The 22,104-nt window shown below is 50.8% G+C and carries 14 protein-coding genes and 1 pseudogene; 12 read left to right on the top strand and 3 right to left on the bottom strand.

Features of this window, described 5'->3' with window-relative positions; all coding sequences use genetic code 11:
- Positions 1-74: 74 nt before the first annotated feature.
- From uca to ASN_RS18430, 7 genes and pseudogenes are all read left to right on the top strand, one after another.
- Positions 75-3,674 carry an urea carboxylase gene (gene uca, locus ASN_RS02235; protein ID WP_058987082.1) on the top strand — a complete coding sequence of 1,200 codons (3,600 nt, stop codon included), beginning with the start codon at positions 75-77 and terminating at the stop codon, positions 3,672-3,674.
- Between the two features lie 4 nt (positions 3,675-3,678).
- Complete coding sequence (atzF, locus tag ASN_RS02230) at positions 3,679-5,493, top strand: allophanate hydrolase (protein ID WP_058987081.1); 1,815 nt, start codon at positions 3,679-3,681, stop codon at positions 5,491-5,493.
- Positions 5,494-5,638: 145 nt separating this feature from the next.
- Positions 5,639-7,357 (top strand): ATP-binding response regulator, encoded by a 1,719-nt coding sequence (locus ASN_RS02225; RefSeq protein ID WP_058987080.1) that lies wholly within the window; start codon positions 5,639-5,641, stop codon positions 7,355-7,357.
- Entirely contained in the window at positions 7,344-8,270 is a 927-nt protein-coding gene (locus ASN_RS02220; RefSeq protein ID WP_058987079.1) for a response regulator transcription factor, read from the top strand. Before ASN_RS02225 ends, ASN_RS02220 begins: the two co-directional genes overlap by 14 nt.
- Positions 8,271-8,444: 174 nt before the next feature.
- On the top strand, positions 8,445-10,034 hold the full coding sequence (locus tag ASN_RS02215; protein ID WP_197603320.1) for a tetratricopeptide repeat-containing sulfotransferase family protein: 1,590 nt from the start codon (positions 8,445-8,447) through the stop codon (positions 10,032-10,034).
- Positions 10,035-10,200: 166 nt separating this feature from the next.
- Entirely contained in the window at positions 10,201-11,694 is a 1,494-nt protein-coding gene (locus ASN_RS02210) for an amino acid permease (protein WP_058987078.1), read from the top strand.
- Positions 11,695-11,876: 182 nt separating this feature from the next.
- Positions 11,877-12,606: pseudogene (locus ASN_RS18430) on the top strand (IS5 family transposase).
- Positions 12,607-12,683: 77 nt separating this feature from the next.
- Here ASN_RS18430 and ASN_RS02195 read toward each other — a convergent pair.
- Positions 12,684-13,634 (bottom strand): FecR family protein, encoded by a 951-nt coding sequence (locus ASN_RS02195; RefSeq protein WP_157765079.1) that lies wholly within the window; start codon positions 13,632-13,634, stop codon positions 12,684-12,686.
- Positions 13,635-13,753: 119 nt separating this feature from the next.
- Complete coding sequence (locus ASN_RS02190) at positions 13,754-14,380, bottom strand: RNA polymerase sigma factor (protein ID WP_058987076.1); 627 nt, start codon at positions 14,378-14,380, stop codon at positions 13,754-13,756.
- A 205-nt stretch (positions 14,381-14,585) separates the two neighbouring features.
- Here ASN_RS02190 and ASN_RS02185 point away from each other — a divergent pair, with 205 nt between their 5' ends.
- Both ASN_RS02185 and ASN_RS02180 read left to right on the top strand, forming a co-directional pair.
- Complete coding sequence (locus ASN_RS02185) at positions 14,586-17,444, top strand: TonB-dependent receptor (protein ID WP_231948328.1); 2,859 nt, start codon at positions 14,586-14,588, stop codon at positions 17,442-17,444.
- 96 nt (positions 17,445-17,540) lie between these two features.
- Positions 17,541-19,142, top strand: a complete 1,602-nt coding sequence (locus tag ASN_RS02180) for an alkaline phosphatase D family protein (protein ID WP_058987075.1) — start codon at positions 17,541-17,543, stop codon at positions 19,140-19,142.
- Positions 19,143-19,370: 228 nt separating this feature from the next.
- On the opposite strand, the gene ASN_RS02175 is transcribed toward ASN_RS02180, so the two are convergent.
- Positions 19,371-19,709 (bottom strand): tRNA-binding protein, encoded by a 339-nt coding sequence (locus ASN_RS02175; RefSeq protein ID WP_058987074.1) that lies wholly within the window; start codon positions 19,707-19,709, stop codon positions 19,371-19,373.
- A 726-nt stretch (positions 19,710-20,435) separates the two neighbouring features.
- Between ASN_RS02175 and ASN_RS02170 the strand changes: the two genes are divergently transcribed.
- From ASN_RS02170 to ASN_RS02165, 3 genes are read left to right on the top strand one after another with little or no spacing between them, the layout of a single operon-like run.
- Positions 20,436-20,945 (top strand): sigma-70 family RNA polymerase sigma factor, encoded by a 510-nt coding sequence (locus ASN_RS02170; protein WP_082666766.1) that lies wholly within the window; start codon positions 20,436-20,438, stop codon positions 20,943-20,945.
- Positions 20,942-21,112, top strand: coding sequence for a hypothetical protein (locus ASN_RS19400; RefSeq protein ID WP_156479015.1), 171 nt, complete (start codon positions 20,942-20,944; stop codon positions 21,110-21,112). Before ASN_RS02170 ends, ASN_RS19400 begins: the two co-directional genes overlap by 4 nt.
- Before the next feature lie 2 nt (positions 21,113-21,114).
- Positions 21,115-22,071, top strand: coding sequence for a FecR family protein (locus tag ASN_RS02165; protein WP_058987072.1), 957 nt, complete (start codon positions 21,115-21,117; stop codon positions 22,069-22,071).
- Positions 22,072-22,104: the final 33 nt, after the last annotated feature.

Below are 22,104 nucleotides of genomic sequence, written 5' to 3'. Positions count from 1 at the left end.
TTTTAAGCGGGTTGTAGAGCCAAGCCAGTCTTTTTCCCGTAGTGGGTAGCCACTTTCTTCTGAATGAAATTGTAATGTTTAAAAAATTACTCATAGCTAACCGTGGCGCCATTGCAGCCCGTATTGAGCGGACTTTACAAGACCTGCATGTTTGTTCGGTGGCTGTCTATTCAGAAGCAGACCTTGGAAGTCTTCATGTACGCAATGCAGATCTGGCTATTTCGCTTGGGGAAGGCGCTGCAGCTGAAACCTATCTGAAAACAGATAAAATTCTGGCAGCAGCCCGGCAGGCGGGTGCTCAGGCTATTCATCCTGGTTACGGGTTCTTGTCTGAAAATGCCGCTTTTGCTGAAGAGTGTGAGAGTCAAGGTTTTGCGTTTGTTGGTCCTACACCAGAGCAACTTCGTACTTTTGGTTTAAAACATACCGCGCGAGATCTGGCCGCCGCACAAGGCGTACCTATGCTACGTGGCACCCCTTTGCTCAATACAGCCCAAGACGCAACAGATGCCGGCACCCAGATCGGCTATCCGGTCATGCTCAAAAGTACGGCAGGCGGTGGCGGCATAGGCATGCGTGTCTGTTACTCTGAAGAGGAATTGATAGAGGCCTTTGATAAAGTTCGTCAGTTGGGCCTTAACAACTTCTCTGATGGAGGGGTGTTTATTGAAAAATACATTGAGCATGCACGACACCTCGAAGTTCAGATATTTGGTGATGGACAGGGTGAGGTTATTGCCCTTGGGGTGCGCGACTGTTCAATACAACGCAGAAACCAGAAAGTTATAGAAGAAACCCCGGCTCCCGGCCTGCCCGATGGCATAGCTGAAGCCTTGTGTGAAGCCGCAATTCGGCTGGGTAAAGCCACGCACTACCGCAGTGCGGGCACTGTAGAATTTGTTTATGATAGTGATGTCAAGCAGTTTTATTTTCTAGAAGTTAATACACGGCTGCAGGTTGAGCACGGGGTAACGGAGCAGGTCTGGGGTGTAGATCTGGTTCGGTGGATGGTTGAACTGGCGGCAGGTACACTGCCCCCGCTCAGCACGCTCATGGCTAGCTTAACGCCGCAGGGGCATGCCATTCAAGCCAGACTGTATGCTGAAGACCCCGGTCGTAATTTTCAGCCTTCTCCCGGCCTTGTCACGCATGTTCACTTTCCACCAGCAGATGGAAAAGCTCTGCGTATAGATACATGGATAGAAGCTGGCGCAGAAATTCCGGCGTTTTTTGACCCCATGGTGGCCAAGGTTATTGCGCATGATAGCACACGCCAAGCAGCCCTTGCCCGTCTGGATGACGCACTCGCCAAAACAGAGATTTACGGGGTTGAAACCAATTGTGCCTACCTTAGGCAAATTCTAGCCTATCAACCGTTTGTAGAAAGCAACCCATGGACAAGATGCCTTGAGGGCTTAACCTATAAAGCCAATACGTTTGAAGTTCTTGTCGCTGGCACACAAACTACCGTGCAAGATTTTCCCGGCAGGTTGGGGTACTGGGCTGTTGGTATTCCCCCCTCTGGTCCCATGGATAGCCGATCTTTCCAGATGGCTAACAGGCTTTTGGGTAATGCCGCAGGAGCGGCTGGTCTTGAAATAACCATGAATGGCCCAACTCTGCGTTTTAATACAGACGCTGTTGTTGCCATTACCGGCGCCGAAATTGTTATTGAGCTTGATGGGCAGCCTTGCCCAATGAACACCGCATTCCGTGTTTGTGCGGGGTCTGTTTTAAAGCTGGGTAGTATCGTCAGAAAAGGCGCGCGTAGTTATCTGGCCCTGCGCGGCGGTATTGTTGTGCCCTCTTATCTGGGCAGTTGCAGTACGTTTATTCTGGGTCAGTTTGGCGGGCATGCAGGGCGCGCGTTGCGTGTGGGTGATGTATTGCATCTCCCGCCATCACAGAGCCTAACAGATGGTGCTGTGCTGCCTGTATCGCTTGCACTCGCACTGCCCGATGTGCAGACCGTGCGTGTGATCTACGGCCCCCATGCCGCACCGGAATATTTCACGCCCGCCTATATGGAAACATTTTTCGCTACAGAGTGGGAAATCCATTTTAACTCCAGCCGCACGGGCATTCGCCTTATTGGCCCCAAGCCGGAATGGGTACGTGAAAGTGGTGGAGAAGCAGGCCTTCACCCCTCCAATATTCATGACAATCCATATGCGATTGGGGCAGTCGATTTTACGGGAGACATGCCGGTTATCCTGGGTCCAGATGGCCCCAGCCTGGGTGGGTTTGTGTGCCCCGTAACCGTTATAAGCGCGGACCTATGGAAGCTGGGGCAGCTACGGGCAGGTGATCTGGTGCGCTTTGTACCGGTTGACCTGCCTACGGCGCACAGCTTGGCGCGTTCGGGTGAAGCCGAAGTCCAGACACTGGAGGAGCAAAGCCCATCGTGGGAGCGCGCACAGCTTTCCTCCCCCATTGTCATGACCGAAGGGGAGGGCAGCACACGCCTTGTGGCCCGGCTCTCGGGTGATGCAAACCTTCTGCTTGAAATTGGCGATCCCGAACTTGATCTGACACTCAGGTTTAGGGCGCATGCGCTTATGCGCGCAATGGAGGCAGAAAATCTCAACGGCATTATTGACCTAACGCCAGGCATTCGCTCCTTACAGATCCATTATGCCTCCAATCTAATCACTTCTGGGCAGTTGCTTAGCATCATTAAGCAGCTATGGGCTGATGTTTTAAAAAAAACTAACCTACGTGTTCCGTCTCGTATTGTGCACCTCCCCCTCTCGTGGGATGATCCAGCTTGCCAGTTGGCCATTCGCAAATACATGACCACCGTGCGCAAAGATGCGCCATGGTGCCCAAGCAATTTAGAATTTATCCGCCGTATTAATGACCTTGGCAGCATTGATGACGTGTACAACATTGTCTTTAACGCCAGTTACGTGGTCATGGGGCTGGGAGATGTCTATCTGGGCGCTCCAGTTGCAACGCCGCTAGACCCGCGTCATAGGCTGGTAACCACAAAATATAACCCGGCCCGCACCTGGACAGCAGAAAACTCGGTTGGCATCGGCGGGGCTTACTTGTGTGTTTACGGCATGGAAGGCCCGGGGGGCTATCAGTTTGTAGGCCGTACCTTGCAAATGTGGATGCGGTATCGCTTGCCAGAAGCGTTTCAGGGTAAATCATGGCTCCTGCGCTTTTTTGACCAGGTCCGTTTCTATCCGGTTTCAGCTGAAGAGCTTGAAGTTATTCGCCGAGACTTTCCGTTGGGCCGTTATGATATCAAAATCGAACAAACAGAAATCGCTCTTTCGGATTATCATGCGTTTCTGGAGCAGCATCATGAGGCAATTTCTACGTTCCAAAAATGCCAGCAGGCCGCTTTTGATGCAGAGCGCCAACGCTGGATAGAAAATGGTACGGCTAATTTTGAAAGTAACGATGTAGCTCCAGAGGAAGGGGAGGATGTACCGCTAGCCAATGGCCTACAGGCCGTTGAAAGCGGCATTGCGGGCAACCTGTGGCAGGTACTTGTTAGCCTGAACGACAGAGTTGAAGTCGGTCAGGTCGTTGTTGTTCTGGAATCCATGAAAATGGAGATATCTCTTGTTGCACCCTGTTCTGGCACAGTCATGGAAATTCGCGTTCAACCCGGCGCTCCTGTCAGATCCGGACAATGCGTCATTGTAATCAAGGAAGACTGAACTCATGACAAACAATTTTCCTAATTTACAGATTGATAGTCTTTCCGCAGCTTATACTCGCGGCGATATAACCCCGCGCGACCTTATGGCACAGTTGAAACGCCGTGCGACGCAACTCAATGCAGAATTTAATCTGTTCATACATATTCTAGATGACGCGGAACTCGAGCCTTATTTGGAAAGACTTGAAAATCCGGCAGCCAAAACCAAACCGCTTTATGGTATCCCGTTTGTTATAAAAGATAATATTGACCTAAAAGGTGTTGCAACCACAGCCGCGTGCCCGGCTTTTGCCTATATGCCTAAAAAAAGTGCCACCATTGTGGAGCAGCTAATTGAATTAGGGGCTTTACCTGTAGGCAAAGCTAATCTGGATCAATTTGCAACAGGGCTTAACGGCACACGCTCCCCCTACGGTATCTGCAAAAACAGTGTTCTGCCGGAGTATCCTTCAGGCGGGTCAAGTGCGGGCTCTGCATTGGCGGTTGCGTTGGGTGTGGCCAGTTTCTCTTTGGGAACAGATACAGCCGGTAGTGGGCGTATTCCTGCGGCGTATAACAATCTGGTTGGCCTTAAAGCCAGTAAAGGGCTTATTTCAACAGCTGGTGTTGTGCCCGCCTGTCGCACGCTTGATTGCACGACCCTTTTTACTGCTACGGCGGCAGAAGCCAGCCGCTTGCTGGGGTTGGTTGCCCGGCACGACCCGCGTGATGACTTTAGCCGCCACAACCCGGCATGGAACGATGCAACAGCCTTTGGCGATATTGAACCGGGTTTTCGGTTTGGTGTGCCAAAAGTAACAGAATTTTTTGGTGATGATGAAAGCGCAGCACTCTTTGCGGCCTCTATCACCACACTCAAAAACATGGGAGGAACAGAAGTCTCCCTAGATTTTAATCCATTTTTGGAAGCCGCCCGTTTACTGTATGAAGGGCCATGGGTGGCAGAGCGTTACCTGGTTGCGGGTCCATTAATAACAAAAAACCCAGAAGCCGTTTTGCCTGTTATTCATGATGTCCTTGAAAAAGCACCGCATTATTCAGCGCTCGATCATTACAAGGCTTTATACCGGCTGCAACACCTAAAAATGGTGTGTGATGCCCTGATGGCTGACCTCGACTTTGTAATAACCCCTTCCATGCCGCACCCGGTTACCCTGAATGACTTGTACAGGGAACCTGTTGAGGCCAATTCAAAATTGGGCTGGTACACCAATTTCATGAACCTGCTGGACTACGCTGCTGTAGCCGTGCCTGCCAGTTTTATGACCAACGGCCTGCCATGGGGCATTACGCTGTTTGGGCGGGCGTTTACCGATCAATACCTTCTGTCTGTTGCCAATAAATTCCAGTATACCACCAAGTTAGCGCTGGTGGGCGGCCACACACTGCCGGCTTCTGTGGGCAAAATGCGCCGGGCAAGTAATGACAGAGCCCGCGTTGTTGTTTGCGGTGCTCATCTGGAAGGTTTGCCGCTTAACTGGCAACTGCGTGAGCGGCAGGGGCGTTTGGTCTCTGCCACCACAACTTCTGCGCATTACCGCCTATATGCCTTGCCGGGTGGGCCGCCTATGCGCCCTGCCATGGTACGCGCTAGCGAAGGCGGGCAGGCCATTGAAGTAGAAGTGTGGGAAGTGCCTTCAGCAGAGCTAGGGTCTTTTTTAACCAACATTCCAGATCCACTAGGGCTTGGTAAAGTGGAACTGGCAGATGGCTCATGGGAGACTGGCTTTATCTGTGACGGCTATGCCCTTGCCGACGCACAGGAAATTACCAGTTGGGGAGGGTGGCGTGCATGGCTGAAGTCACGCGCTCCATAAAGCGAGGCGGGTTTGGCTCCATTTTCAATGACGTAATGATTCATTGAATAGTCTTAAAAATGGGTCTGCAATAGCCTTTATCATTAGCGTGGGATGCTGCGTTAGGTAAGCATTGTAATAGCGTGCATACAAGGCAGGTCATGGCATGAAGATAGGCAAAAACATGTGGGAGAAACAGCATTGGCTGCTTATTGCACCAATACTGCTTACTGCGTGTTTTCTTGCTGTTGTTTTGTTTGGGGTCGTGTTTTGGTCTGGTGTGGTTTTGGGGCGAGGTTCTACACTCATCTGGTATAGTGTGAGTGTTATTCTTTGTCTCGGCCTGCAGGCTGGGGCTGGCGTATGGCAGTTGGTTCTACAAGAAAAACGCCACCGCACAGCAGAGGTAGAGGCGCAAAACCACTTCAATGGGTTAAAAGCAGCGCTTGATGAGAGCACAAGAGCGCAGACTGCCCTACGTAGAGCGCATGATGCCGCTCTTGCCGCTAATGAAGCAAAAACACGTTATCTGGTCTCTGTCAGTCATGATGTTCGCTCACCACTAAATACCATTTATGGCTATGCGCAACTGTTAGAGCGAGGCAACCCTTTCCCTCCCAAAGAGGCTGGGGCTGTTATCCGTCAATCAACCGAGTATCTGACAAGCCTTGTCGAGGCCCTGCTTGAGGTCTCAAAAATAGAAAGCAAGCATGTAGAAGTCCAGTCAGACATTGTTTCAATACGAGACTTGTTTGAACATGTTATCATGATGTTTCGGGTACAAGCACAAGCAAGAGGCCTTAAACTAGACTTCATTGTGCATGATCCATTACCAACCACCATCAGGACAGATGAAAAACGGCTTCGTCAAATTCTCGTAAACCTCCTTTCAAACGCCATTAAATATACAGATGAAGGCTGCGTAACGCTTTCTGTCCATTATCGGAATGAGGTGGCACGGATTGAGGTGAGTGACACAGGGGCAGGCATTGCCCCAGATGATCTGGAGCGTGTGTTTGACCCTTTTGAACGTGGTTGCGATGCGCAAACCCAGGGCAAGCCCGGAATAGGACTTGGTCTAGCCATAACACGAGTGCTTACGCAGATGTTGGGAGGCGAGATCACAGTGGACAGTCATGTGGGGGTTGGGACCACATTTTGCCTCAGAATTATGCTGCCCATCGTTCATAACCTGTCCGATACAGCAGAACCCACGCCCTCTAAAGGTCAGATTGTAGGGTATAAAGGTAAGCCGCTTTCCGTGCTGGTGGTCGATAATGATGCGCTCCAGCGTGACTTTCTGGAAGCCTTGTTGGTGCCGCTAGGCTTTGTTGTGCATCAAGCGTATGACGGCCTTTCAGGCCTTCATGCCGTGGCGCAATTCCACCCAGATATGGTGCTGCTGAGCGTGAAAATGCCCATTGAAGATGATCTGGTAACGGTGGCTAAAATACGTTCAGAACACCCACGCAAACCAGCTATCATAATGGTTTCTGCCGGCAATGCCGAGTTAAGTGCAGATGCAGACAGAGCCCCAGATTATGATGCTTTTGTTACAAAACCGGTTGATAGTAACACCTTACTCACCACCATTGGCCATGTACTACACCTTGAGTGGATTTACGTGAAAGATGATGAGGTGGAAATTGACATACCTGATTTTTCTAACGGTTATTTTTCGGGTCTTTCATCAAAAATTCGGCAGTCTTTCGACAAAATTCGCCAAGCGTCAGAACTGGGGCATGTCCGAGGCGTAGAAAACGTGCTGAATTCACTCGCAATCGAAACTGAATCTGATAGAGTCTTTATTGCGATAATAAAACGGTATGTACGTGACTTTGACCTGGCAGCAATAACCAGAGCAATTAACGATGCCGAATTATGATCAACTGACAGAAGGAGCACAGCCATGTGTTCTGGTTGTCGATGATATGCCTCAGTCACTGCATTTTGTGACAGCTGCACTGGAGGAAGCAGGCATGACCGTGCTGATCGCTCGTGATGGTTTTGCGGCACTTGACCTTCTTAAGAAGGTGGTGCCCAACATTATTATTATGGATGGGTTAATGCCGGGTCTAGATGGTTTTGAGGTTACGCGGCGGCTGCGGGCCGACCCAACGTTTACCCATGTGCCCGTTATTTTTATGACAGGCCTGACCGAAACTGAGCACGTTGTGCAGGGCCTTAAAGCGGGTGGCGTTGATTATATTCGTAAGCCGGTTGATGTGAACGAACTGGTTGCACGTGTACGTGTACATTTGCACAATGCCAGAACAGGGCAGGCTGTTACGCAGGCGCTCGATTTTGGGCACCGCCCAACAATTGGTGTCGATAATCAGGGCATCTTGTTGTGGCACACCCCACAGTCTGCTGTTGTGTTAACTAGTGCTTTTCCCGGTTGGGCCATTAATCAGCCCCTGCCAGAGCCACTGCGTGCCGTCATCATCAACCTCCTCGAGCAGCACTCCCTTACGATGCGCCAAACAATAGAGGTTGCTGGTGGGGTTATAGAGTGTGTTTTGATGGGTACAATGGATGACAGCATAAACGCCGTATCGCTTTTATTAAAACGTCCAGGTGATGAGGAGCGTTTGCTTGAAACACGCCTTGGGCTTACGGTGCGTGAGGCACAAGTATTGCTCTGGATCAGCAAGGGTAAGTCTAACAGAGATGTGAGCATTATCTTGAACATCAGCCCACGTACGGTCAACAAACATCTTGAGCAGATCTTTGTTAAACTTGGTATTGAAAACAGAACATCAGCCGCAGCTATTGCTATGGCAACAATGAATAAGTGAGGCAGTTTCAATATTATAAAAATCTGTTAACTCACAAAATAGAATAAGTCTTTTCCTTCTCGTAACTATCACCTAAGGGAGTATAAAATCGATGCCGACATTGCCCGTCGCTCATAATGTCCCTTTGCGGGTAAAGAGCGTAGGAATATCAGTATGTTGCAAGAATAGGCTTTCATGATGCCGCATTTTCTTCTCAGCAACCTGAAGCAGGCTCGTAGCGCGCTTGAACAGGGCAACTTGCCAAAAGCACACTCTCTTGCCATGGCCGTCGTGGCGCAAGATGCGCGTTCAGCCGCCGCATATTTCCTGCTTGGTGTTTGTGAAATAACGAGAGGAAACATACGGGCGGGAAAAGATCTTTTAGAAACATCTGTTGGTTTTGAACCCTCTGTGGAAGGTTGCGCCCAGCTGGCACGTGTTTTTTTACTATTGCGGCGCGATGCAGATGCCTTAACTGCGTTGCAGGAGGCCGAATCTTGCCTAAACGCTGGCAAAAAATCTGATGCTATAACGCGCGATACAATAGGGTGTGCCTATTCTCGTTTAGGTATGCACACGGCATCTCTTGCACATTTTGAAGCGGCAACCCGTGGTGCGCCAAGCAATACAGCATTTTTGTATAATTGGGCAGTAGCTTTAAGCTTTGTTGGGCGTATAGATGAGGCCGATAAGGCTTTTGAGGCCCTTATAGCCCGTGCTCCAGATAATGCACGGGCTCACCACGGTTTAAGTGGGTTGCGGCGGCAAACCCCAGAGCGTAACCATGTGCCCCGTTTACGCGCAACACTGGCTCGGGCAGAAGGCCCAGAAGCGCGCTTACTGCTGGGGTATGCGCTGTCAAAAGAACTCGAAGAAATTGGGCAGGCAAAGGAGTCTTTCCAGTTTTTGTTTGATGCCAACAAAGCACACAAAAAGCAGTTGGCATATAGCATTGAGCAGGATGAAAAAATTTTTGATGCTATAGAACAAAACTGGCCGCTTTATGCTCAATCACCCGTCAATAATGCGCCTGTAGAGGCCCCGGTTTTTATTATAGGTATGCCAAGAACAGGTACAACCTTGGTGGATCGTATTATTTCCTCTCATCCAGATATGGTGAGCGCTGGTGAACTTCAGGCTTTTCCCATCGCAGTCAAAGCCGCCTCTGGTGTCAGAACCAGATTGGTCCTTGATGTTGAGACAATTGCGAAAGCTGCAGATAAAAACCTTGGCATGATAGGGCGCGACTATATTGCGCGTGCACGCTCACATTTGCCAGCACAAGGCATCCGCTTTAGCGACAAATTTCCCGGCAACTTTATGTATGCGGGGCTTATCGCCAGAGCGCTACCCTCTGCACGTATTATTTGTCTGCGCAGACATCCGATGGATACTGTTTTAAGTAATTTCAAAAACCTATTTGCTACAACATCACGGTATTACGATTACAGCTATAGCATAGAGGATATTGCCAGATATTACGTGCGTTTTGATAGATTAATGCGTTTTTGGCAGCAGGAAATGCCGGGTCGTATCTTGGAGGTTCAGTATGAAAATATTGTTCTAGACCAAGAAAATATCACGAGGAATATTCTCGAGCATTGCGGTTTAAGCTGGAATGATGCCTGCCTTTCTTTTCATAAGAACAGTGCCGCAGTGTCAACACCAAGTGCAGCTCAGGTGCGCCGTCCGCTCTACCGAGATGCTTTAGAGCGTTGGAAGCAGCATGAGGAAGCTTTAATGCCTGCACGCCGTATTTTGGAGCAGGCAGGAATCGCATTGTAGAAAACCGTCCTTTTTCGACGTGTGTAAAAGTGGTGGTTTTTCATCCCATTGTATCATTCTTTCTACAAAATGTTTGGTACAGCTGGTTTCTGCATGATGCTCTTTGTTCTTTTAGGCCGGCTCCCATGTTCAGTGTTTGTTATGATTGCTTGTCGAGGGTAAATTGATGTCATGTTCACAAAAAATGTCTTCTGTTAAAGCTGTATCTGAGCTCTCTGGGGCGGAAGATCTTGCGCAGTTTGGCTATGGTCAGGAATTGCGCAGAGAATTAGGGCCATTTGCATCTTTTGCGTCTGGCTTTTCATTTGTCTCTATTTTATCGACAATTTTCGAACTTTTTGCGACGGGTTATGGTTTTGGTGGCCCACTTTTTTTCTGGACATGGCCGATCGTTTTTATCGGCCAGTTTTCTACCGCACTCTGTTTTGCAGAACTTGCCGCGTCTTATCCTGTGGCCGGAGCGGTGTATCAATGGTCTCGGCGTTTATCCAATGAAAGCATAGGCTGGTCTGCGGGCTGGTTTATGCTGCTTGGCTATATTATGAGCGTGGCGGCCATTGCTATTGCCATGCAATCAGTGTTGCCAAGTGTCTGGATTGGCTTTCAGGTTCTTGGGGGTGATACAGCCTTGGGTTCGCCAACAGGTGCGGCCAATGCTGTTATTTTAGGAACAGTGGCCATTGTTATTTGCTCCGTAATCTCTTCTCTAGGGGTGCGGGCAGCAGCTACGGCAACAGCAATTGGTGTGTATTGTGAAATAATCGGTTTGATTATCCTGCTTGTTGTTTTGTTTACCCATACCAGTCGTGGCCCGTCTGTTGTGCTGGGTAGCGGGGTGCCAACACCTACATTCTGGAGTTTTTTGTCATCTACCTTAATGGCAGCCTATGTCATGTATGGGTTTGATAGCGCAGCAGAGCTCTCCGAAGAAACTAATGACCCACGGCGCACCACGCCCAAAGCTATTATTCAGTGTCTTATGGTTTCATTTTTTGGCGGTGCTCTTATGGTCATGGGGGCTCTTATGGCCGCGCCATCGTTAACAGACGGCAATTTGGCCAAAGATGGCGTTTCCTATGTTTTGGCCGCTGTAACAGGTGGTTTTGCAGGGCACATACTGTTTGCAATGGTCGCAATTTCCATTCTCTCTGCCACCCTTGCCATTCAAAACGCGGCAGCAAGAGTTATGTTTTCGATGGCGCGCGATGGTGCGTTGCCTCTATCTTCTTTTTTAACACGCGTGTCAGTCAGAACCGGAACACCTTGGGTTGCAACACTCGTGGTAACTGTACTGGCTATAGCACTGTTGTGGCTTTCTTACGGTGACCCCGCTATTTTTAGTGCTTTGTGTTCTGTTACGACTGTTACAATTTATTTTGCTTATTTGTTGGTTACGCTCCCTATGCTTATTTTGCGCATCAAGGGTGTTAACCCTGTCTCAGGGGGGATGGAGTATTTTTATTTGGGACGGAGCAAAGGGCTTATCATTAATTTTGTTGCTGTCGTTATTGGGGCTCTTCTACTTGTTAACGTGGCATGGCCCAGATTGTCAGTTTTTGATCCCGGCAATACCCATTGGTACCTGCATTATTTCCCGATTATTTTTATGGTCGTTGCATCTATTTCTGGCTTTATTACGTATAAATATAAGAATAAATAAGCCGGGTTATTGTTCAAGCCCACTACCAGTAGCCAAAAAACTGTGGGCTTGGCGTTATAGTGGACTGGGTTCTGCTAGGTTCAATAGCTGTTAATTCATTGAACTAATCTGGCTGTTGTGATTCGCAGTCTTGCCGGTCGAGGTGAGTCTGTAAGTGATGTGTTTTGCTGTCTGAGCGCCAGATGGAACGGATTGAGCCGTTTTTTCCTTTGATGCATGGTGCTTCGCGTGTGGATGGCGGGCGTGTTATGAATGGGATTGTTTATGTGATGCGCAACGGCCTTCAGTGGAAAGATACGCCGCAAACTTATAGCTCGCACTAGACCTTATGTAATCGCTTTATCCGCTGGAGCCGCCTGGGTGTCTTCGACCGGATTGTCATGGCTCTGACTGATCAGACTGGTCGTTCAAAGCGTCTTATGATAGATGCAACACATCTCAAAGCACACAGAACGGCAGGCCTCTGCTTAAAAAAGGCTTTTCGCCGCCATATCGGGCGCACAAAAGGCGACCTGAATTTAAAACTCCATGGCGCGTGTGATGGTCAAGGCAGGCCTGTCCGGCCTTCGTCTGACAGTAGGGCAAGTCAGTGACTTCAGAGGCGCAGACGTGCTGCTGAACAACCTTCCGGATGAGACATCAGAAATCATCGGGGACCGGGGATACGACAGTAACAAGATCAGACAGTCTCTCGCGGACCGGAATATCATTGCCTGTATCGCGCGGAAGAAGAACCGGAAATCAAAGGCACCTTACAACTGGCATCTGTATAAAAAGCGTCACCTTATCGAAAACATGTTCATGAAACACAAAGACTGGCGACATATCGCCACCAGATACAACCGCTGCGCTTATACATTCATGTCCGCAATCCACATCGAAGCAAGCTTCATCTTCTACCTCTACGAATGAGGCCTGAGCCCAATAGACGCTGTTCTTGAGGTGAGCATTTAGAGGAGGAGGGACCTCATGGAGATTTACGGTCCCAGCTATGAATAGAAGAGAATTGTATTTTTCTCTTGTCGTATCTTGCAATTCAGCAAGAGGGCTGCGGCCTGCGCAAAATCATGAAGTTTTAACAGGCTGAAGCTGCCAGAAAGGCGGCGTTGTGCAAGGGGGGGGCTGGCGATCTGGCATTGAACATCGGAATACCGATTAAATTCATTCACGGCTTCCGTCAGGGTGTAGTTATTCATAATAATCTGGCCGTTACGCCATGCCTTGCGTGCAAAAGCATCATCATCAGGCAGTGTCTGCTTGCCGACGAGAACGGGAAAACTCTTGGATTCCTGAGAAAAGAGAAGAATATTAGGAGAGGTAAGCTTTAAAGATTTATCGGGGCTTTTCCAGTTAAGGGCGCCTGAATAAAGTGCGACAATAACGTCAGATCCCTGCACGGAGATATCAAAGTCTGCCTTTTTGCTTCCAAGCCACATTGTTCCCACCGTGACATGCAAAGGGTGACGTTGAATTTGCAGGCCGATTCGGCCATCAGCAATCAGAATGGCGTCATGGTGTTGGGTGGAAGAAAAATATGCGCCCGACCGCGCATCCACAGTAATCTGGTTGCCATGCCATTCATAACGCTGCGGCGCTTGCCGGCCTCGATGGCGCAGAGAAAAATGTTCCGTTATGGCTTTGGGTGCAACAAGCGCCGCTACTCCGGCAGCGCAGGCCGCTGTCAGAAAATGCCGCCGTGCGAGAGACGGGGAAGGTGTGGGAACAGGTGCGGTTATGTGCTGGCCAGAGCGATAGTCAAGCGCATGGTAGATGCTTTTGGCCTGAACAAAGGCCCCCAGATTGCGCGTGTCAGCCTGAAGCCAGTCATCCAGTTGTTTTTGTTCATCAGGCAGCAGCGCGCGCGCATCTGTTAATGCTACCCAATGGGCAGCATCTTCTTTCCGCCGTTGTCCATCCGTTTGAGAGGTGGTGGAGTACACAAGCAAATCTCGTCTGGTTGCCAGACATGTTTTCCGTCAACGGGAAACAGATGTCCATCCCTGATTAAAGGGAGTCTGATGATATGTCTGTCTTGTTATAGAGTATGAACCGGCCAATTTTATTTGGAACGCTTGCTGGCTTCTATCAGTTTCTGAAGTCCGCGCCCTATATGCCGCTCAACAGCGCGGCGGGAAATGCCTAATGACTGCGCAATGTAATCATGGCTGTGATTATAGATTTTTCTGAGAATGAAGACATCCTTGCAGGGGCTGGGTAATGTCATCATTTGTTCGCGCAGCCAGTCGAGCTGTTGGCGGGCTGCCAGGTTCTGCTCCGGGTTGGGGCGATCATCTGCAACATTGCAGGCTTCAAGGCCGAGATCTGCATCCAGATAGCGTATTTTCGATTTTCTGGCATATTCTATCACAAGGTTTCTGGCGCAGGAGAAGAAAAAAGCCCGACCGTTCTGAATGTCCTGAAATGGTGCGGCACAAAACCGTGCATAACATTCCTGAATAATATCATCCTCGGTAACGCCGGGCAGGAGGGTGCGGGAAAGCCATTGTCGCACTGCGTTTTCATGCGGCATCACATCCTGAGCAATCCATGCCAGATGATCCGTATCCGGCAACGGAGACGATGGTTTTGCCGCAGTTTCTTCCGGTGGTGTCGCACGTCGTTTCATAGGGGGCTCAACGAGCATGAACGGATCTCGCAACAGGGGGATAGGGCGGGACGCGTTCATCTACACTGCGCCTGTGTGCAAGCGCAAGAATACGCAGAGTGAGGGATGTTTCCGTTAAGTTGTTGTTATAACAATATTTATTTTGACCACCTGAGACTGACACAAAACCTTAACATAATTCCGGCACGGAAAGAGGGGGGAAGGCGGTGTGCGGTCTCGTCTTAAGGGGTAAGTTTCTTACTGTGTTCGAAGGTAATCTTTCCCCATGCGTTCAGTTAAAGCGATAGGTGCGCTTACTCTGCTTCCTTCTACCGTGTCATGGAGTGCAGCGCTGGGCGCAACACACATGTTCAATATCCCGGCAAGCACCGTGCCCGAGGCCCTGGCGGCGTTTCAAAAGCAGTCCGGTGTAGGGGTGATTGCAAAAGGCGCGGATGTTCAGAAAATTCATGTTTCGCCAGTGCATGGCATGATGGATGATCAGGCTGCTCTTCAGAAATTGCTCGCCCAAACACCTTTGCAGGTGCAGACATTGGGGAAAAGCTCGACGCTGGTGGTCAGCAGGAAACCCGCTCCGCATGTCCGGAAATCGGGGATCAATGACATGGAAGGACTGTTTGTTGTCGGGCACCGAAAAAGCCAGACAGAGAAACGTACTTCAAATATTGTCATGGACACGGTGCCTTATGATCCCTTTGAAAATCTGGGCGGAAATTCCTCAATTGCGTCTTCTCTTGTCTTGCTGCCAGGGGTTACGGGCATCGTGGATGGGGACGAGCCGCGCTATGTGAGTTTGCGCGGCATCAGCCCGGATCTGAACCATACCACTATTGACGGTGTAACGCTTGCCTCGGTCGGGGAAACGGGATCAGGCACCCGGCGTGTCAATTTGCAGGATATTCCAGCAGAAATGACCTCCCGCACCAATGTCTATAAAAGCTTCACTGCCGAGCAGGATGCGGACGCCATTGGCGGCGTGATTGACATGATTCCTATGAGCGCCTTTGACCATAAGGGTCTTTACAAATATTTTGACGGATATGGCATTTATTCAAGTTATCGCGGTTCTGTAGGGCATAATGGCCTGAAGGGGTATGATCCCCACATGGGCGCGGGCGCAAAGGGAACTATTTCCGATACATTCGGTAAAGATCACCAGTTTGGCATTATTCTTTCCAGCCGTTATCAGGCACGTGTGCGGAACTCCCAGAAACAGTATGGCAATATGGGATATACGGACTCATCCGGTAAGGTGATGACCAACCCGGAAGATGGTGACTGGAATGGTCGCACGGCACCCATCAGCTTTCAGTCTGGCAAGTTTGCCAATGCCATTACAACTGTTGGTGGATCTGGCAAGCTGGAATGGCGGCCCACTGGCACCAATCTCTATGCCTCCGTTATGGGCTGGTCTTATGACAGATGGGAACATTCTGTTATGGATAAACAGGATTACAATCTGACCGGCACTGTTTCTGATCAGACTGATGAAGGCGGAACACGCAGGGTCAACAGCATTTATATCCGGCGGCGTCAGGATCAGTGGGATCGGCATCATAGTGGCGTGATCGGCCATGTTGACTGGCACAGAGGGCGCTCAAACCTTGTGGCCCGTGCCGGCTATACATGGGAGACCTATGATAACGTATCCACGTATCTTGCGGGGCGCACGTATCCTAAAAATGTTTATGCCAATTATGATCACAACCCTGCTGATGGCAGCGTGTATCTGCTGCGCTCATTAACAGACCCTTCAATCGCCTCTTCTTCAAAATATGCGCTGAGTACAGCCTCTGTAACGCGTCCGCATGCGTGGGAGGGGATTCCCACAGCCCGTCTTGATTATACGTTCAATGCGTCACCGACCTCCCGCGGGTTTGGTCTTGTTTCCGGCTTTCAATGGCGGGAACTGACAATTACCAATGATGTGAACGAAGATGAATATGGCACCGGCAGTGACATGACCGGCCAGATTGATCATACAAATTATGTCGCGTGGAAGGATAGAACACCGGCCTCCTTCGTAGGGGTAAACGGGTATCACTATCCCTGGTCAAGCCTGAAAAAGAATGCAGCGCAAAGCCTTTATGATTCCCGTGTTTCAGACTACAAATATCGTGAAAACATTGTGGATGGGTACCTCTCCCTTCATTACCAGTTGAAAAACACGACGTTTATTGCCGGTGTGCGGGTGGATAATGTCAATTATTCCTCATGGACACCCACAATTTCCAATGGAACGGCTTCCGCCGGCAAAAGCAAAACGAACGGTTCCTATATCAATCCGTTACCATCCTTTGATGTGGTGCATCATCTGCCATATCAGATGAACCTGCATGCGTCTTACAGCCGTACAATCGGGCGGCCTACGCCGGGGAATATTGCACAGGCCGCCAATATTTCCTGTGATGGAGACGGCGGAGATGGTGGTGGCGTAGCCGAGTGCAGCATTACGCAGGGGAACCCCAACCTCAAACCGCGTCGTTCCCATAACTTCGATATTTCTCTGGATAAATGGTTCAACCATAATCAGGGTATGTTCAGTGTCGCCTTTTTCAGTAAATGGATTCAGGATGACATTTACACCATGCGCACCACGGAAGTGATTGATAATACGCTTTATGATGTGCGCAAGCCCATGAACGCCAGCAGTTCAAACATCAAGGGCGTTGAAGTGTCCCTTCTGAACCGAAACATGAAGCTCTGGGGCCAGTATTTTGATGCCTCGGCCAACGCCACATGGCTTGGTGGCAGCATGAATTATTCAAACGGCACAACCATGTTGCGCAGCCACCATCTGATCTATCAGCCGGATGTTCTGGTCAATGGCGCACTGACATGGCACATCCCCCAGATTGAAGGGGGCCTGCGGGCGACGGCCAATTATTCTGGAAGATATCTGACATCTTTGGGCGCTACCCCTAACCAGAATACGGGTTTCGGATCTCTGTTCACCTTGAATCTGGCTTTCTGGCATCAGGTCTACAAAGGCATCAGCTTCAAATATGAGGTCATGAATCTGGCAAACCAGCAGCCTAAATGGCTTGTCGGGGACAAGCTGCAATATACCAATCAGATGGATAACTATGGGCGGGGTGTTTATTTCCACGTTATTATTCACTGATTTTTCCGGTGTAGTGCGGGCTGTTTGCGGTCTGGCGAGAGAGTTTGTCTCGCCAGACTGTTCTGTTTTCAGGCGTTGTTTCAGGAGGGAAGAAAAATGTCGGTCAGTCGTCGGTCGCTTTTATTAAGGGGTATGGCAGGATTTGCCGGAAGCAGCTTCATGCTGCGGCAGGCATTTGCAGCAGAACAGGCCCCACGCAATATTGAAAAAAATCCAAAATTTGTGTCAACGCCCTTTACCTTGGGCGTGGCCTCGGGTGACCCGGAAGCAGATGGGTTTGTGATCTGGACCCGTCTTGCCCCCACGCCGCTTGAAGAAGCTGGTGGCATGGTTTTGAAACCCATGTGGGTGAACTGGGAGGTTTCGGAAGACGAGCATATGTCTCGCATAGTAGCGCGTGGGCAGGCGTTAGCGCATCCGGAACTGGCACATTCTGTGCATGTTGAGGTGGCCGGATTGAAGGCAGCGCGCCCCTATTGGTATCGTTTCCGCGTTGCGGATTACCAAAGCGCGGTAGGGTGCGCGCAAACGCTGCCTGCGGCTGGAGCATCTGTAGAGAGAGCCCGTTTTGCCGTTGCCGGATGCCAGCATTATGAAGAAGGACATTACACAGCCTGGCGCGCCATTGCGCAGGAACCTGTTGATTTTGTCTATCACTATGGCGATTACATTTACGAGGGCGCGGATAGCGGGCCCGGATACCGTAAAATGAACGGCCAGCCCTTCAAGGTGCTACGCAGGCATATGGGGCCGGAATGTTATTCTCTGGATGAATATCGCCGCCGTTATGCTCAATATAAAACTGATCCGGATCTTCAGGCGGCGCATGCTGCGACATCATGGTTTGTGAGCTTTGACGATCATGAAGTAGATAATAACTGGGCAGGCGATACGGATCAGGACGGCACGCCGGAGGAGATATTCCTGTTCCGCCGGGCCGTTGCCATGCAGGCTTATTATGAACATATGCCATTGCGGCGCAGGTCTTTGCCAAATGGCAGCCACATGCAGATCTACAGAACTGCAGGGTATGGCGATTTGCTGAACGTTTTTGTGCTTGATACGCGGCAATACCGGAGCGATCAGGTTTACGGTGACAAAGATGGTCCGCAGGGGAACGATGTGTGGACCGCAGACCGCAGCATGATGGGGCAGACGCAGGAGCAGTGGCTGTTCAATGGGCTGGCGCAGTCCGATACACGGTGGAACCTGTTGGCGCATCAGGTCATGATGCTGAATCTGGCACATCGTAAATCGCCCAGTTCTCCGCTTCTTTACAGTATGGATCAATGGTCAGGCTATCTTTATAGCCGTAAGCGCCTGCTTGAGTTTGTTCAGGCTCATTGTCCGGGCAACGTGGTGAACGTGACGGGGGATGCACACCGGCACTTTGCTGGGGATCTGCTGATTAACCCGGACGACAAACAGCCTGCTTCTGTGGAATTTCTGGCAACGTCTATTACATCAGGCTCAGATGGTGTGGGCGATGATGATACTTTCAGCCAGTCGGTTCGGCACGAAAACCCTTGGCTGAAAGCCACAACAGATAAACGTGGTTACGTTCTGTGTGATGTTGGCCGTGACCAGTGGAGAGGAGATCTGAAAATAGTCGATCAGGTCATGCAGCCTAACGGGGTGACGTCCACCTATGCCAGCTTTGTCACGGAAAGAGGGCATCCGGGTTTGCAGAAAGTGTAGAGACTGTTTGGGTTTATCAAAGCCCATTCTTGAAGAGGAAGGCTGCACTCTACACCGCTGGCTTTCCCTTCAGGGGCGGACGGCGCTGAGGGGTATTGGCGTTTTTTTTACGCAAGGGGCAGATTAGTCAAGTAGCACTGCTAAACGTCATAAGAAGGAAGGAGACTATTGCGGCAATGGTCTCCTTTTCCGCTGTGGTGCCCCTTCCTTGCGCGCAGGCTCCTCTTTTCAGAACAGGCGGCTACCATCGGGCACAGTGCGTTCAGGCACAGCCAGAACAACCTGTTTGTGTTCGTCAGGAAACCCCAAGGTCAAAACTTCGGAAATAAAAGGGCCAATCTGGCGCGGTGGCAGGTTCACGACACAGGCAACCTTGCGGCCAATCAGATCCTCAGCAGTATACAGGTCTGTAATCTGGGCGCTGGAGCGTTTTAGGCCAATTTGCGGGCCAAGGTTGATGGTTAGTTTCCATGCCGGTTTCCGTGCTTCCGGAAAAGGCTGGACATCCGTGATTGTCCCGACACGGACATCAATTTTAACGAAGTCATCAATAGAAATCATGCTCATGAATGGCTCTTTTCCTACAGCGGGGTGCAAATTTCAAACAGCTTCCAAGCGGCAAATTCAAAATCGGTTCGACGTTTGGGCACTGTTTGAGGGACGGAATGATATGTCAGCGTGTGGGTAATGACAAAGGAAAGGGTGGCAACGTCCTGTCCACGTGGCAAGTATTTTCCCGTAGAATGCTGTAGAGTGGGGGAATGTGTTCCCGGCGGGAGGCATCTTGCCTTTCTTGGGCAGAGGAAGCAGGTGGTTCATGGGTCTCGCACGGGCTACCAAAAAAAGAGAGCGGAGTGGGGCCTCGATAAAGCGAGGCATGGCTTGCGTGGTCTCTTCACGATCAGAATGATTGGGGGCTATGTGGGCGGACAGAGTAGTATGCAGTCTCTGCAACCGCGTCTGTAACAAACGTTCCATCATGAAAATAACGAAGAGGCTCCGGATGGAGGGACACGCACGGGCTCGTGATCAAAACTGGTGAGAGCTACATCCCGGTGGGGATATGAACCTGTTTTTCGCCGGGGTACGCGGCTTTTTGTGACTCTGGAGCCCGCATGGTTATTCCCTGCTCAGTTCGTCAGTGAAGCATGGGCGGAGCAAGGCTGATCAAATAGGGAAGGTGCTTGAAATGTGCAATCGAAGATAATAAGAACAATTCGCACTTACGGATGGCGCTGAACTATAAGGATCCTTCTTTTTTGGGGAAGGTGGCGGAGAAGGGTACGGATCTTGGTGCAGCAAGGCGTGTTACTGGCCTTATATTCAACGTATCGCCGTGACCTCGTAAATTACGCCAATAGTTTTACGGGCGATATGGCGCGGGCGGAGGATATTGTGCAGGAGGCGTGGCTGCGCCTTCAGGATGCCGCACAGAAGCAGGGTTTTCGGTCTCCGCGGAGCTATCTGTACAGTATTGTCCGCAACCTCGCGCTTGATGGTCGCCGCCGGGAAAAGCGCGAGCGAATGGTTGTGGTGTCTCAACCGCTGGATACGGTGGCAGAGATATCAGCCGACCGTCAGCCGTCTGTTGATCAGGTGCTTCTTCATCGGGATGAGATGGAACGTTTGTATGCCGCTCTGGCCGAATTGCCCGAACGAACACGCATAGCCTTTGAAATGCATCGCTTTGGGGAACGAAAACTGCGGGAAATTGCTGCGTGTCTTGATGTTTCTGTGGCCAAGGCTCATACGCTTGTTGTTGAGGCGCTGGAGCACTGCAAGGAGCGTCTGGATCAGCCATGATGTCACGCAGCACAGAATGGCATGCCCTTGCCGCACAGGAAGAGGCGGTCTTTGTGGAAATACCATGTCTTCGCTCGTCTGATAAACGAGGGAGCGCCGATGTGCGTAGCGGTCCGGCACGCGGAATGTTGTGGTGGGATCATGCGGCGGGCTGCGTTGAAGGATAGACATGGCGACATATTCTGAACAGGAGAGGCGACAAGCCTCCAAAGAAGCGTCGGCATGGTTTGTCCTTCTACAGGAAGACCCTGAGGATAGCGGACAGCGCACCAGATTTGAGGCATGGCGTGCGTCATCCTCCCTGAACGCGCAAGCGTGGGAGATCATGCAGCGCACGGTGGGCGTTATCGCCCGCATGCCGCCACAGAATACGGGAAACTGGCAAAGTGGCCGACAACACGCTCGCTGGTGGTCTCGGCGGTTTGCCATGCAGGGCGTTACGGTGCTTGCGGCAGCGGCCTGCGTTGCACTTGTGGTTTTTCCCTATATGGCGGTGCGCCTTCAGGCAGATTGCATGACCGCAACGGCTGAAACACAAAACGTAACGTTGGCGGACGGAAGTACGGCCAGACTGGCGCCACAAAGCGCCATAGCAATAGACTATTCTAATGGGTACAGGCAGATCAGGCTGTTAGCCGGAGAGGCGTTTTTTACCGTCAAGCATGATCCTGCCCGGCCCTTTGTTGTGATGGCGGGGGCCGTGCGGACAACGGATATCGGGACCGTGTTTGATGTCCGGCGCAAAGGGGCGGATGTTATTGTGGCGGTGCGCGATGGGCGCGTTAAGGTTGAAGGAGGGGCCGCGCTGCATGGTGGTCAGGAACTTGGCGCGGGTGAGGTGCTTGATGTGCAGGAGAAGGGCGCTTATCGGAGCACGATAACACCAGATCATGTTGGCGCATGGGGAGAAGGCTGGCTGGTTGCGGATGAGGAACCCATGAGCGACGTTGTGGACCGTTTGCGTCCGTGGCTTGGGGCGCATGTGGTGATGGCTTCCCCTCACGCAGCGCGGCATATTACCGGCGTTTATAATCTTGCCGCGCCTCAGGAGGCGTTGCGGGCCGTGGCCAAGGCGCAGGCCTCTGAAATTTATCGGTTTTCCTCCTGGTTCGAGGTGGTGCGCTAACCCTGAAAAGGGGGATGAGCGCGAAAAAAAAAT

It is taken from the genome of Acetobacter senegalensis (genome assembly GCF_001499615.1).
GTDB classification, from domain to species: domain Bacteria; phylum Pseudomonadota; class Alphaproteobacteria; order Acetobacterales; family Acetobacteraceae; genus Acetobacter; species Acetobacter senegalensis.
This window is presented reverse-complemented; position numbering and strand designations above follow the sequence as displayed.

Excerpts from the sequence above, each read along its gene's own strand:
- uca (WP_058987082.1), top strand. The coding sequence starts at position 75 with ATGTTTAAAAAATTACTCATAGCTAACCGTGGCGCCATTGCAGCCCGT.
- atzF (WP_058987081.1), top strand. The coding sequence starts at position 3,679 with ATGACAAACAATTTTCCTAATTTACAGATTGATAGTCTTTCCGCAGCT.
- ASN_RS02225 (WP_058987080.1), top strand. The coding sequence starts at position 5,639 with ATGAAGATAGGCAAAAACATGTGGGAGAAACAGCATTGGCTGCTTATT.
- ASN_RS02220 (WP_058987079.1), top strand. The coding sequence starts at position 7,344 with ATGCCGAATTATGATCAACTGACAGAAGGAGCACAGCCATGTGTTCTG.
- ASN_RS02215 (WP_197603320.1), top strand. The coding sequence starts at position 8,445 with ATGATGCCGCATTTTCTTCTCAGCAACCTGAAGCAGGCTCGTAGCGCG.
- ASN_RS02210 (WP_058987078.1), top strand. The coding sequence starts at position 10,201 with ATGTCATGTTCACAAAAAATGTCTTCTGTTAAAGCTGTATCTGAGCTC.
- ASN_RS02190 (WP_058987076.1), bottom strand. The coding sequence starts at position 14,380 with ATGAACGCGTCCCGCCCTATCCCCCTGTTGCGAGATCCGTTCATGCTC.
- ASN_RS02185 (WP_231948328.1), top strand. The coding sequence starts at position 14,586 with ATGCGTTCAGTTAAAGCGATAGGTGCGCTTACTCTGCTTCCTTCTACC.
- ASN_RS02180 (WP_058987075.1), top strand. The coding sequence starts at position 17,541 with ATGTCGGTCAGTCGTCGGTCGCTTTTATTAAGGGGTATGGCAGGATTT.
- ASN_RS02175 (WP_058987074.1), bottom strand. The coding sequence starts at position 19,709 with ATGAGCATGATTTCTATTGATGACTTCGTTAAAATTGATGTCCGTGTC.
- ASN_RS19400 (WP_156479015.1), top strand. The coding sequence starts at position 20,942 with ATGATGTCACGCAGCACAGAATGGCATGCCCTTGCCGCACAGGAAGAG.
- ASN_RS02165 (WP_058987072.1), top strand. The coding sequence starts at position 21,115 with ATGGCGACATATTCTGAACAGGAGAGGCGACAAGCCTCCAAAGAAGCG.